The organism is Pseudomonas sp. FG86 (assembly GCF_057808775.1).
Genome location: NZ_JBMDIS010000013.1, coordinates 37150 through 49956 on the forward strand (window position 1 = coordinate 37150; position 12807 = coordinate 49956).

At 64.6% G+C, this 12807-nt stretch carries 15 protein-coding genes; 4 read left to right on the forward strand and 11 right to left on the reverse strand.

Features of this window, described 5'->3' with window-relative positions; translation table 11 throughout:
• Position 1: 1 nt before the first annotated feature.
• From ACODSV_RS11405 to ACODSV_RS11450, 10 genes are all read right to left on the reverse strand, one after another.
• Positions 2-907: a TPM domain-containing protein gene (locus ACODSV_RS11405; RefSeq protein WP_034137609.1), complete on the reverse strand. Its 906-nt coding sequence runs from the start codon at positions 905-907 to the stop codon at positions 2-4.
• Between the two features lies 1 nt (position 908).
• On the reverse strand, positions 909-1520 hold the full coding sequence (locus ACODSV_RS11410; protein WP_023087277.1) for a LemA family protein: 612 nt from the start codon (positions 1518-1520) through the stop codon (positions 909-911).
• Positions 1517-2824 carry an MFS transporter gene (locus tag ACODSV_RS11415; RefSeq protein ID WP_080761414.1) on the reverse strand — a complete coding sequence of 436 codons (1308 nt, stop codon included), beginning with the start codon at positions 2822-2824 and terminating at the stop codon, positions 1517-1519. The genes ACODSV_RS11410 and ACODSV_RS11415 overlap by 4 nt, the downstream gene beginning before the upstream one ends.
• Positions 2825-2855: 31 nt before the next feature.
• The gene (locus tag ACODSV_RS11420) at positions 2856-5321 is read right to left on the reverse strand and encodes a heavy metal translocating P-type ATPase (RefSeq protein WP_023098532.1); all 2466 of its coding nucleotides are present in this window, start codon (positions 5319-5321) and stop codon (positions 2856-2858) included.
• 32 nt (positions 5322-5353) lie between these two features.
• Entirely contained in the window at positions 5354-6217 is an 864-nt protein-coding gene (gene ppk2, locus ACODSV_RS11425) for a polyphosphate kinase 2 (RefSeq protein ID WP_003090242.1), read from the reverse strand.
• Positions 6218-6227: 10 nt separating this feature from the next.
• On the reverse strand, positions 6228-6386 hold the full coding sequence (locus ACODSV_RS11430) for a hypothetical protein (RefSeq protein WP_170245403.1): 159 nt from the start codon (positions 6384-6386) through the stop codon (positions 6228-6230).
• A 1-nt stretch (position 6387) separates the two neighbouring features.
• Complete coding sequence (locus ACODSV_RS11435; RefSeq protein WP_003090238.1) at positions 6388-7038, reverse strand: methyltransferase family protein; 651 nt, start codon at positions 7036-7038, stop codon at positions 6388-6390.
• Entirely contained in the window at positions 7035-7274 is a 240-nt protein-coding gene (locus ACODSV_RS11440; RefSeq protein ID WP_034137611.1) for a DUF2933 domain-containing protein, read from the reverse strand. The genes ACODSV_RS11435 and ACODSV_RS11440 overlap by 4 nt, the downstream gene beginning before the upstream one ends.
• 11 nt (positions 7275-7285) lie before the next feature.
• Positions 7286-7687 (reverse strand): hypothetical protein, encoded by a 402-nt coding sequence (locus ACODSV_RS11445; RefSeq protein ID WP_034137612.1) that lies wholly within the window; start codon positions 7685-7687, stop codon positions 7286-7288.
• A 155-nt stretch (positions 7688-7842) separates the two neighbouring features.
• Positions 7843-8277, reverse strand: coding sequence for a hypothetical protein (locus ACODSV_RS11450; protein ID WP_182363203.1), 435 nt, complete (start codon positions 8275-8277; stop codon positions 7843-7845).
• Positions 8278-8420: 143 nt separating this feature from the next.
• On the opposite strand from ACODSV_RS11450, the gene ACODSV_RS11455 reads away from it, so the two are divergent.
• Entirely contained in the window at positions 8421-8843 is a 423-nt protein-coding gene (locus ACODSV_RS11455) for a MerR family transcriptional regulator (protein ID WP_034137613.1), read from the forward strand.
• 55 nt (positions 8844-8898) lie between these two features.
• On the opposite strand, the gene mobH is transcribed toward ACODSV_RS11455, so the two are convergent.
• Positions 8899-10761, reverse strand: a complete 1863-nt coding sequence (gene mobH, locus ACODSV_RS11460; RefSeq protein WP_034137614.1) for a MobH family relaxase — start codon at positions 10759-10761, stop codon at positions 8899-8901.
• Between the two features lie 315 nt (positions 10762-11076).
• Here mobH and ACODSV_RS11465 point away from each other — a divergent pair, with 315 nt between their 5' ends.
• The 3 genes from ACODSV_RS11465 (at position 11077) to ACODSV_RS11475 (ending at position 12798) form a co-directional block, all read left to right on the forward strand.
• Complete coding sequence (locus tag ACODSV_RS11465) at positions 11077-11703, forward strand: hypothetical protein (protein ID WP_003109769.1); 627 nt, start codon at positions 11077-11079, stop codon at positions 11701-11703.
• 12 nt (positions 11704-11715) lie between these two features.
• Positions 11716-12348 carry an RES family NAD+ phosphorylase gene (locus ACODSV_RS11470; RefSeq protein ID WP_003090219.1) on the forward strand — a complete coding sequence of 211 codons (633 nt, stop codon included), beginning with the start codon at positions 11716-11718 and terminating at the stop codon, positions 12346-12348.
• A gap of 84 nt (positions 12349-12432) precedes the next feature.
• Positions 12433-12798 carry a DUF3742 family protein gene (locus ACODSV_RS11475; protein ID WP_003090216.1) on the forward strand — a complete coding sequence of 122 codons (366 nt, stop codon included), beginning with the start codon at positions 12433-12435 and terminating at the stop codon, positions 12796-12798.
• Positions 12799-12807: the final 9 nt, after the last annotated feature.

Sequence of the window (12807 nt, forward strand, 5' to 3'; positions counted from 1 at the left end):
CTCACCACCGTCCTGACGCGCCGCCGCCACCGAAGCCGCCGCCGCCGCCGCGGAATCCACCGCCACCACCGCCCAATCCTCCGCCCGGCCAGCCGCCTCCCCGGTGGCGCCCGTGCAGGCCGCCGTGGCCACCCATGCCGATGCCCAGCAGCGTGACGAGGAATCCCGCCAGTCCAGCCACCGCGGCCACCGCGAAGGTGCCCACCAACAGCCACGCAGCGGCACCCAGCACGCCAGCCGTGACCAGGGAGCCTGGAAGGCGGCCGAGGGCGTTGCGCAGCACTCCGCCCAGCATCAGGGCCGCGACGAACAGGAAGGGCCAGGCCTGCCCGATGTCGTTGGTCTGCCCCTGGCGCCGTGGGTCCGCCGCAGGCAGGGCCTCGCCATCGATCACCCGCATGATCTGTTCGGCGCCTGCGGCGATGCCGCCGTCGAAATCGCCCTGGCGAAAGCGCGGCGTGATCACCTCGTCGATGATGCGCCGCGATACCACGTCGCTCAGCGCACCCTCGATGCCGTATCCGACTTCGATGCGCAGGGTGCGGTCGTCCTTGGCCACCAGGAGCAACGCGCCGTCGTCCACCTTGCGACGGCCGAGCTTCCATTGCTCTACCACCCGCAGGGCGTACTGCTCGACGGGTTCGGGCCGCGTCGAGCGGACCATCAGCACGGCGATCTGCACGCCCTTGCGTTGCTCGAAGGCCCGAAGCTGCGCATCCAGCGCGGCGACACGATCGGCGGCGAGCGTTCCCGTGAGATCGGTGACGCGCGCCTGCAGCGGGGGAACGGCGACCAACTCCTGCGCGGACGCGACCGAAAGGAACAGGCTCAGCAGCAGCCAGGCCAGAGCGTGGGCCAGCCGAAGAGGGGCCGCCGGAGAGAGCACCGCTGTTCTGGGCGTTCTCATGTCAGGGGCGCGCCGCCGGCGCCGAGGCGCCGAAATCGACCTGTGGCGGCGCCGCCATGGCCTTCTCGTCGGCGACCGAGAAATTGGGCTTGACGTCGTAGCTGAACAGCTTGGCCGTGATGTTGGTCGGGAAGCTGCGCGTGAGCACGTTGTAATCCTGCACCGCCTTCACGTAGCGCCCACGCGCCACGGTGATGCGGTTCTCCGTGCCCTCAAGTTGGGCACGCAGGTCTTGAAAAGCCTGGTTCGCCTTGAGTTGCGGGTAGTTCTCGCTCACCACCAGCAGCCGGCTCAGCGCGCCGGACAGTTCGCCCTGTGCCGCCTGGAACTTCTGGAACGCCTCGGGGTTGTTGACGAGTTCCGGCGTGGCCTGGATCGAGGTCGCCTTCGCGCGGGCCTCGACCACCCTGGTCAGCGTCTCCTGCTCGAAGTTGGTCTCGCCCTTGACGGTCGCGACGATGTTCGGGATCAGGTCGGCGCGCCGCTGGTACTGGTTCAGCACCTCGGACCAGGCGGACTTGGTCTGCTCGTCCAGCCGCTGGAAGTCGTTGTAGCCGCATCCGCTCAGCGACAGGGCAAGCGCTGCAAGCAGGGACATCAGGATCAGTCTCATGGTTCGGTTTCCGTGGAAGTGAGAAAAGTGCGGGACGGTGAAGCGCTCACCAGGACGGGGTTGGCTGGCCACCAATGCCGCGGAATGAGCAGCAGCGCGAGTGTGGCGGCCAGTGGAATCGACAGCCACGCAAAGGTGCTCTGCATCACAGCGCCGAAGAGCCATCCGGTGGCGGCCGATCCCAGTGTTTGTCCGAGGCCGGCTGCCGCGGCGAGCCCTCCCATCGCGATACCGAGCCGCCGCGCCGAGGTGCCGGCAGCGAGGTAGGCCAGGGTGGGGAGCACAAGACCCGTGCCCGCAGCCGTGAAACTCACGCCGACGTACAGCCACATCTCGCTGCCATGGCGGGCCAGCATCAGGAGCCCGGCGATGCCCAGGACCATGCCGCAGGCCAGTACGCGGCGTGGGTCGGCGCGCTCCAGCAGGCCGGTGAAGAACAGCACCGCGTTGACGCCCAGCATCACCAGACTGCACTCGGCGAACATCAACGACACCTCTCGGGAGGAGAGATCGGGGTGGCGCTGGCCCTGCAGCACGATGCCGAGTTCAAAGCCGGCAAGCACGAACATGACCACACCGTTGAGAATCCAGAGCGCCAGGGAGCGGCTCCGGGGTGCTCCGTCGTGATCGGCTGCGTCCGCCTCTCCAAGGGAGGAAGGTGCGGGAAGCGTTGCGGCCAGGCCCAGCATCATCAGCGCGCCGAGCGCGGCCGAGAGTGCGATCACGAGCGTGGTCGATGAGCCCTGTACCAGCACGCTCAAGAAGCCCAGGCCGACAAGCCGTTCTGCAGCGGCGTTCAGGCCGGGGCCGAACAGGAACCCGAGCAGCGACATCGCACCCAGCCATGCAAAGCGCCTGGCGCGAATCGATTCTGCGGTGTACTGCGCGACGAGCGCCGGCACCACCGGCACGACCGCGGCCACAAAAAAGCCCGTCGCGCCGCGCAGCGCATAGATGCCGATCACGCCCAGGGACTCGGGGCGCAGCAGCGGGAGCAGGCTGGCCACGTAGCCGATCAGGCCCACCAGCAACACGCGGGCACGCCCCAGCCTGTCCGCCAGCATGCCCCACAGGGGCGCACCCAGCAGTATGCCCGCCGTGTAGATGCCGCTGAGGTAGCCGACATGGCGCGCAAGCGTCGCAGGATCCGCGTCGCCCATCAAGGGCCGCAGCCAGTCGGGGATCAAGGGCATCAGTGCCCCATATCCGGCCGAGACGACGAATACGGCCGCAGCGAGCCAACCCAGCTGCGCGACGCCGAGGTCTTGCTGGCGGGTGGGCCCGGATTCGCGCGGTGATCGCATGGCGCGGCTCTCTACCATGGTGGCCCGCCGCTCAGGCTGACGCGGCCGCTGGGACACTGGCACGCGACGTCACGCGCTTGATCCCCGGCAGGCGCGTGCGCTTGAGCATCAGCGCATTGATCGCGACGATCGCGGAACTGCCCGACATGGACAATGCAGCGACCTCGGGCGACAAGGTGAACGGATACAGCACCCCGGCGGCCAGCGGGAAGGCGATCACGTTGTAGGCCACGGCCCACCAGAGGTTCTGGTGCATCTTGCGCAGCGTCGCCCGGGACAGTTCGATGGCCCCGACCACGTCGTAGGGGTCACTCTTCATCAACACCACCTGGGCGCTTTCCATCGCAACGTCCGTCCCCGCGCCAATCGCAAAGCCCACGTCGGCCTGCGTCAGCGCCGGAGCGTCGTTGATGCCGTCGCCGACCATGCCGACCTTGTGACCCTGCTGCTGCAGTTCCTTGATCTTGGAAGCCTTCTGCCCGGGCAACACATCCGCAAGCACGATGTCGATACCCAGTTCCTTGCCGATGCGCTCGGCGGTCGCCTGGTTGTCCCCGGTCAGCATCGCGACCTTCACGCCGCGTGCCTGCAGCTTGGCGATCGTCTCGCGCGAGGTCGGCCGCACGGCATCGGCGATCGCGATGAGGCCGATCAGCCGGCCACCGCGCGCGACGTGGACCACAGTGCGCCCCCCGCCTTGCAGCCGCGCCGCCTCGCTGGCAAGGGGGGCCAGATCCACCTGTTCCGACTGCATCAGCAGCCGGTTGCCCAGGAGCACCGTCTCGCCCCCGATAGTGGCCCGTGCGCCTTGCCCATCGATGTTGGTGAAGTTCTCGGTGACCTCCGTCGGCATGTCTCCCGCACGCTTGAGCACTGCGAGCGCGAGGGGGTGCTCGGAGAACTTCTCCACTGCGGCGGCCGTCGCCAGAAGCCGCGTCTCCTCGACACCGGGCGCGGCCACCATCTCGACGACATCGGGCTGCCCCAGTGTCAAGGTGCCGGTCTTGTCGAACACCACGACCGTCAACTTGGTGGCGTTCTCCAATGCGGCCGCATTCTTGAAGAGAATGCCGTTCATTGCGCCCAGCCCGGTCCCGACCATGATGGCCATCGGGGTGGCCAGCCCCAGCGCATCAGGGCATGCGATCACGAACACGGTGATGGTCAGGGTGAGTGCGAACAGTAATGTCTGTCCCATCACCCAGTACCAGACGCTGAAGGTCAGCAGGCCAATCACGATCGCCGCCAGCACCAGCCACTGGGATGCGTGGTCGGCCAGCAGCTGGCCGGGGGCCTTCGAGTTCTGGGCCTCCTGGACCAGCTTGACAATCTGCGCCAAGGCCGTGTCCGCGCCGACCTTCGTGGCCTTGTAGCGAAAGCTCCCGCTCTTGTTGATGCTGGCGCCTACGACGGTGCTGCCCACGCCCTTCTTGACCGGCATGGACTCGCCCGTCAGCATCGACTCGTCCACTTGCGACGCGCCCTCGACGATCTCGCCATCCACCGGGATCTTGTCGCCGGGCTTGATCACGACCAGTTCCCCGGCTGCAACCTCGGCGGTCGGTACCTTGGTCTCCACCCCGTTGCGCACGACCGTGGCCATGGGTGGGGCGAGATCCATCAACGCGCGAATCGCGTCGGATGCGCCCGCGCGGGCGCGCATCTCCAGCCAGTGCCCCAGCAGGATGAAGACCAGCAGCACCGATGCCGCTTCATAGAACACCTCACCCTCGTAGAAGAAGGTCGCGCCGATGCTGAACAGGTAGCCGGTGCCCACCGACAGCACGACCAACGTGGCCATGTTGGCGACGCCGTTGCGCAGCGCGCGCCACGCCGCCACGTAGAAAGGCCAACCTGGATAGATGATCGCGGCACTTGCGAGGAAGAAAAGAAAGAGCTTGTCGTCCAGCCCGAACGGCGTCTGGAAGTCGCCGAACATCTTCCCCATCGGGGAATAGAAGAACACGGGAATGGCGAAGACCAGGGCCACGAAGAAGCGATTGCGCATGTCCCGAGCCATGTCCTGCATCGAGCCCGACCCGTGGCCCATGTCGTGCATCATGTCGGCCATCGCAGGGTCGCCTGCGTGGGCCTGGTGCGCAGCATGGGCGGCGGGCGTCGTGGCCGCAGCCTTCGCGCGTGCGGCCGTGGCGGGGGCATGCGCGTGGTGCCCCTCATGCCCCATCTCTTGCGCCTGACGTGCGGGTGCGCCGTGATGGCCGTGCACCGCATGGCTGGGGTCGGCAGAGACGCCAGCGGCGGGCGCGCACACGTGCTTGGGCGTCTGCTCGCCACGGCAGTGATAGCCGCATTCGGCGATGCGCTGGCGCAGATCCTCGACACTGAGTTGTCCCTCATCGAGATGGACCGTTGCGCTTCCCGCAACATAGTTGACATCTGCATGATGGACGCCGGGAAGCTGCAGCAGCTTGCGGCGTACTCCCTCCGCGCTCAGGCTCGATACGAGCCCTCCGACTTCAACGTTGATCGACTTCATGGCTGTTCTTCCTGTTCGCTGTGTTCGTGGTCTCAACGAGCGAGTCGGCCCGAGTCCAGGCAGTCCTGCGAGAACTCGAAGACGATCTCCCGGTCGGGAGCGATGACCTTGTGCTTCTTGCCGGCGTAGTGCAGCCGGGAGAGGATGTCTCTGATCAGGTTGAGCCTCGCCAACCGTTTGTTGTCGGCGTGCACGACAGACCAGGGCGCCGCGGCCGTATGGGTGCGCATGAACATCTCGTCGCGCGCCCGTGTATAGCCGTCCCAGTGCTTCAGCGCGACGGCATCCACCGGGCTCGACTTCCACTGTTTGAGGGGATCACGGCGGCGTTCCCCGAGCCGGCGGCTCTGCTCCTTCTTGCCGATGTCGAGGTAATACTTCAGCAGCTTGATGCCGGAGTTGACCAGCATCTCCTCGAACTTGGGCACTGAGTTCATGAATTCCTCGTGCTCCTCGGCGGTACAGAAGCCCATCACCGGTTCCACGCCCGCACGGTTGTACCAACTGCGGTTGAACACCACGAGCTCTTCGCCAACTGGCAGGTGCGGGACGTAGCGCTGGAAGTACCAGCCCGTGCGATCCCGGTCGGAGGGCTTTCCTAGCGCGACGACCCGTGTTTCCCGAGGACTCAGGTGTTCGACCAGCCGCTTGATGCTGCCGTCCTTGCCTGCGCCGTCCCTTCCCTCCAAGAGGATCAGGATACGGTCGTTGCATTTGATGAAATGCCGCTGCAGTTTCACCAGTTCGATCTGCAGCATGTGCAACTGTGCTTCGTAGTCCTCGCGGCCGATCGAGCGTGTCGCTGTCTCGTCGCGCGCTGAGCCGTGGGCAGTGCCGGTGCCGTCCACATCGGCCTTGTGCTTGGCGCCTTTGGCACCCTTCTTGTTCTTTGCCATGGGTTCTCCGTTAGGTCTGGTCGCAGGCGATCAGCATTGCGTGTGTCGACGCCCGGCGGGGCGCGGCGCTCATGTCCGCATCCGAGCGGGAGCCGCAGCCATCGCCTAGTCCGTAGGCTGCAGCCAGGTACGGTCGATTGATGCGCTGACGCCAGCGGGTCTTCTTCATGTCAGCCTCGCTGGCGCGTGTCCGAGAGGGAGGGAAGGAAGCGCGGCGTGCGCGCGGCATAGGCGTCGAACTCGGCGCCGAACTGCTTGCGCATGTCCTTCTCCTCGTTGACTGCCAGCCTCGAATACATCACGACGAGGAAGGGGAACATCAGCAGCGTCAACAGCGTCGGCCACTGCAGCAGAAAGCCGAAAAGGATCGCCACGAAGGCCACATACTGCGGGTGCCGAATCCTGGCGTATGGGCCGCTCACGGCAAGTTGGGCGTGCCGTTGCGCGTGGTAGAGCACCGTCCAGGCGCTCGACAGAAGCCAGAAGCCGCCCCCGATGAAGATGTAGCTTGCGATATGAAGCGGGCTGAAGTGAGGGTCGCCGCTCTCGCCCAGCAGGGTCGACCAGAGATGGCCGCTGTTGTGCGACAGCAAGTCCAGACTGGGATACTTGGTCTGAAGCCAGCCGGACAGCACGTACAGCGTCAGCGGAAAGCCGTACATCTCGACGAACAAGGCAACAATGAACGCTGCGAATGTCCCGAAGGTTCTCCAGTCGCGCGAGGTCTGCGGTTTGAAGAAGCTGAAGGCGAACATGATGAAGACCGCCGAGTTCACGAGGACGAGCAGCCAAAGCCCATAAGCGGGCGCATCGTGGTTCATTTGCGCTCTCCCGGGTACGGTGAATTCGCCTTGCTACCGTCGCCTGGTACGGCATGGCGATGCATCAGCACATGAGCGATGACGCAAGTCGCCAAGAGGACCAGTGGCAGCGCGGCCAGGTAGTGCCCGCGGTGTTCCGTCAGCAGCATGTAGATGCTCACGGCCAGGAAGACCAGAAAGCCCAGGAACCATCGCGAGCGCGAAAACCTTGGACCGGTGCGGTGAGAAGTTGTCATGGTTGTCCTCCTCACATCGCCGGCTCAGGCATCCGGTCCATCATCATCTGCATCATAGATTGGCACATGTCCATGCGCATTTCGAGCATTTGCTGCCGCTCAGCTGTCGGCGCCGACTCGGCTCCATCCTTCATTGCGCCCATCATCGCCATGCCAGCCCGCATGGCCTGCATGTGTTCGGCCATGAGCGCCTTGCGCTGCGCAGGCGTCTTCGCAGCCACCATCCGTTCGTGCATGGCCTGCATCGACTTCAGTTGCGCATCCATGCCCTCGGTGGTCGGCGCCCTTGGCGTCTCGGCCGCAGTCGGACTCGCACCTGCGGGGTGATGGGCCTGATGGTTGTCCTGCGCGAACGCAGACAAGGTGACCAGTGCGGCGCCAACGATGGCCGCGATCGAATGCGTGAATTTCATTTCTCTCTCCTTTAGCCGCGGGTGCCTGCCATTGGGGCGAAACCGATGTCGCCGCAAGCGGACAAAGCCCTATGAAAACTCCGTAGTCGGGTACAGAGTCAAGGCTTATGAGTTGTGCGCCGGCTGTGACCGACACGGCAACTCAAAAGGAGGCGCTACAGCGCGAGACGCTCAAACAGCAGCCAGGAAGGCTGCTTTGGAGGAGGCCGCTCGTGACCCCTCGATGGGATGGCTCGCAGAGCCAACGTCGGAGCCAGCAGCTGGTCTCCATAGGCGGGAGGCGCCAAACCGACGAGGTCGAACGCGAAGGTTGGTGCTTTCTGAATGGCGGACTGGTTGACGTCGCCGCAGAGCTTCAGGCACGGGGCCTTCGACGGGTCGTGGGAACCTTCTTCGTGCTCACCATGGAGGCCTTCATGATTTCCATGCCCGGACGATGGGACATGCTCATATCCGACAGCATGCCGATGTTGCTGCGGAGACTCCAGAAGGCAGGCATTGGCCACCCCGGCCCCGAGCGCAAACAGCCATACCCCGAGCACCATCCACGCGATGGCGCGAATCCTGCGGTGGTTGAGAAGTGTGCGCATGTGCGGCCTATTGACCCATTGACACCTGTGATCATATTCCCAACTGAGCTGCGGGAAATTGATTTGGATCAAATGGAGGCAAGGGTCAACTACGCGGTACTGCGTTATCCTGTGTTGCTCGTGAATAGACAGTGGATCGCTCGATGAACGAAGGTTTGGGTGATTGGATGACGGTCGGCAGGCTGGCGAAGGTCGCTGGCGTCGGCGTGGAGACAATCCGCTACTACCAGGGACGTGGCCTTTTGCCGATTCCGAAAAACGCCGGCAGCTTCCGGCGCTACCCCGGTTCGATGATCCAGCGGATCGGCTTCATCAAGCGCGCTCAGAGCCTTGGGTTCTCGCTGGACGAGGTGAAATCGCTCTTGGACCTGGAGGATGGGCGGAATCGCCGTGCTATTCAGACGGTGACACGGCGGCGCCTTGACCAGATCGATGAGAAGGTCGGCGATCTTGAGCGCATGCGAGGCGCTCTGCGGGACATGCTGGTGAGGTGCGAAGAGACGGGAGAGGCGCTGCCTTGTCCCATCATCGCTGCGCTGATGGCGCCTTTGACTCCCTCCGAATGAAGGTATGGCGTGGGAGCCAGTCCCGGCGAAGTTGAGAAGTTCATGTTGACCCTCGTCACCTTCCTGAAGTCTCGTCGCCGTGTTTGGTGTCACCCAACAGGCATAGATAGGGATTGCTCGGAGGCGTTTCCGGGAAAAGCAGGCTCGAATCTTCCAGAAGGTATCCGTGCAGGCGGCGGGACTTTCTTGGCCCGGTGACTTCGCACGTCCAAATGTTCAGGCCATTGGGGTGCTTGACGTGTAGTTGGAGCTTTTCAAAGCGCTTCTGCACCCACTGCCAATCCTGTTGCTCTTCTTGCCTGGCCAGTGCGTCCACTTGCGGATGCTCCTGCGCATAGCGTTGGAAGACGCCTGGGCTGACGAGATAGGCGGTGCCGCTCACGGTATGCACGAGCGCCTTCGCGTCGTTGATGATGAGCCGGCGGGAAGCGATGCCCTGTTTCAGCCACGCTATGAAGTGCTCTCCGGATGGCTGCGTTGTCCTGGGCGTCGGCGCTGGGGACGAACGCTGAGGGGTGGTCAAGGGTGGCGCTTCGGTACGCGCGGCAGACACCAGCTCAGAAAGTGCTTCAGCATCCTGCCGGGTCGCGGGTGAATCCCCCATGCCCACCATCGAAAGCATGTCTTCCATCGCGTCGGGCAGCGGCTCACCTTCCGTTGAAGGAGAGGAGTTACCTTTCTCCCATGGCGGAACCTCTTGGCCCTCCGAAGCGGACTGCGCTTCTGCCGGCGGAATGGTGGCGGACACATCGGCCTCTTTGGCCGTGGCCGCCGCGTCGATCGACACCGTGCCGGTAAACGGCGCCGGCCTCTCGCGTGGCTCCCAGATCAGCGCGGGCGCGAGGCGCAACAAGGTGAACGAGTGGGACCAGCCGGTGGAACTGGTCACGGTCGCACGCCAGATCGCCTTGCCGTCGGGCGTGGGCCACAGCATGCCGTGATCCTGCAGGACGTTGAACACCGCGGTGTTGTTCGCGGGGATGCCATCGACACCTTGGGACAACAGATGCGCACGCAATTTGTCCGATACCGTCTTGCTCACCAGCCACAGCGTGTCCTCGGTGAGCCAGCCATCGGAGGCTTCGGGCTGGTTCAGCTTCAGCTCTTCCTTGAGCAGGTAGCGCAGTCCGTTGACCAGCTTGCGTTGCAGCGAGTGCTTAGGCGCGGCCATGGCGCGCGCGGGATCGCCGCCCAGTTCCTGGGCCACGGAAGCGCGGTCGGCCTGTACGACCAGTTCGCCCAGCACACCGGCGTGCTCGTACTGGCCGGCCAGGACGTAGAGCAGCGGTCCCCACAGGTCGGGATAGCCACTGAGCCAGTCCAGGGCATCACGGTCGAGCAGTTGACGGTAGAGTAAACCTGTCGCGGCGCTGTGGAGCCGATATTCCCGATCGTCGCGGTAGCGGAAGCGGTATGGCTGGTGCAGCGGGCCGTGCCAGGGGTGCCACAGCGAGCCGTCGGACAGTTCGACGTGCAGATCGACGGCGATCTTGCCGATGTCGTGCAGCAGCGCGGCATAAGCGACTGCGGCAGTCCAGGCTTCAGACTGCGCCGCCTGGTCTTCGGGACTGCCGCCAATGGGCAGCAGATGGGACTGCCGCAGCTTGAGCGCATAGGCGACGATCTCCAACCCGTGATCCAGCATGCCGCCGGGGTAAGCGTGGTGATGGCTTTCCGATGCGGGGAATTGTTGGACCAACTCGGCGTAGTGCTCCAGCGGCGTGCGGTATAGGGTGGCGAACTGCCGCCGCGACAGCGACGTGCGCTGCCAGATGTGTTCCAGCAGCTTCTGCCGGCGCGGTGTTGCCAGCAGCGATGCGGCCGATTCGGGCCGCAGCAACCCTTTCGGGAGGTCGGTGGCGGGCGCTGGCGACGGGGCAGCGACCGGGGGCCGTTTTCGCTGGAACAGGGAGAGCATGCGGGTGTCCTCTGGGGGGCCGGCCGGGAGGCCTTTTCGCCTTTTCGAGGTAGGGCCTTTCCCCTTGCACCCCATTCCCTTGCCGTTTCGGCCCTTTGGCCTTTAACCGTTTCGGTATAGCCGGGCCTGGGTTGCGTCTCCAGCGTCAATGTGGAACCCGCACGAATGGATTGGACGGAGACCTGGCGCTGGCCCCTGCCTATGCTGCGGGGACGCTACCCCCGGCAGGTAGGCTCTCGCTCAGGAGACTAAGTTGACAAATGCGACAAGGGCGACTAGAGTGAATCCTGTCTCAAACCTGCTTGGGAGATGACCATGCCCACCGCCATTGAATTCATTGCCGATCGTCTGCCGCGCGTCACCGTGGAGGACGTGCGCCGTTTCGCGGATACCGTTGAAATCCGGGATGCGCCGGCTTTCGCGGCCGAGTTGCAGGCGTTCATTCACGAGCGCGTGGAGGCGGTAAAACTGCCAGCCAACCTCGAAGGCGAAACGGTGGAGCAGGCCCTGGCGCGCAAGGCGGCCGCGCTGCGCACCGAAACGCGCTGGACCCCGACTGAAACCGACGTCCAGCGAGGCCGCGCCGTGTTGCTGGAATCCTTCAACCAGCCGCACAACCTGCCGATCCCCGAGTACGCCAAGCTGGCGGACAAGTCGCGCCAGCAGATCTACAAGGACATCCTCGCGCGCCGGCTGCTGGCGCTGAATGTGGGGCCGCGCGGCCAGAAGCTGCCCGACTGGCAGCTCGACCCGGTGAAGCAGCAGTTGACCCAAACCGTGCTTCAAGAGGTCGAGGGCATCGACCACTGGACGATCTACCGCGCACTATCCGAACCGCTCGAAGGCTTGGGCGGACGCTCGCCGGTGGATGCGGTGACGCATGGCACAATCGATGACGTGGCCGAAGCGGTGTTCAACGTGCTGGGCGTCCAGGTGCATTGAGGCAAGACCGCCATGAGCCGCGAACTGCCCTTGTTCTTGATCGATGCGGGTGAACTGCTCCAGCATGTGAGCCGCGTCGTCTATCGGGGCAGCCCGCTGTACTATGGCCGCAGCGGCACCAATCGCTACGACGACCCGGCGCGGACCTACGGCGTGCTCTACCTGGGCCGCGACCTGTCCACGGCGCTGATGGAGTCGGTGTTTCACAAGCACCAGTGGCTGGCGGACGAGAAGCGCTCGATTGCGCTGAAGGAAGTCGAGAGCCGGCTCGTGCGGGCCGTGGGGGTCCTGGACGACGTGCGCTTGGCCGATCTCACGGCCGAGGGTGTCATGGCGGGTTACTTCGGCCTGAACCTGGAACAGTTGGCCAGCCGCGACTACACGCACACGCAGCAGGTGTCCGCCCAGGTGCATGCGATGCTCGGCGATGATGGCCAGCCGCTGTTCGACGGGGTGCTCTATCCGTCGCGCAACAACTATCCCGCCAAGAGCATCGCCCTGTTCGAGCGTGCGGCAGCAAGAGTCGGCGTTGTCGATGACATCGACCTGGTGGACCATGTGGACTGGCCGCGCTTCGTTGCCACGTATCGCGTCGGCGTGGAGCCTGATCCCGGGCCGGTGGAACCGGATGACGAAGCGTCCTGAAGCGGCAAGAGAGCACATTGAAGCCCCAAACAGAATGAAATGGACCAAACTGGAATAGGCATCCCTCTGTAGCAGGAGACGACCATGAACACCACGACCCGCATCAGCACCGCAGAACGCCTCGGCCGCACCTTTGGCCGCGGATGGCGCGCCTACGCGCGCGGCGAACGTCGGGCGTCGAACTGGTTGGTGTCCAAGGGGGTGCCGGCGGCCGTTGCCACCGCGCTCGTGTGGGTGGTCAAGCTGTCTGTGGTGGGATTGCTGCTCTACGTTGCTTTTTGGTTCGCACTCGTGTTGTTGGGCGTCGTGGCGGCGGCGTGGGCTGCTGCTGCCAATACCTCTGACGAGGACGAGTGGCCTTTCACCGATCTCACAGAACTGCGCAAGACACCGGGCTACGATCCCAATCTGTACAACGATACGTCGCACGAGTTGTACACCGACGACTGACGGACTCCG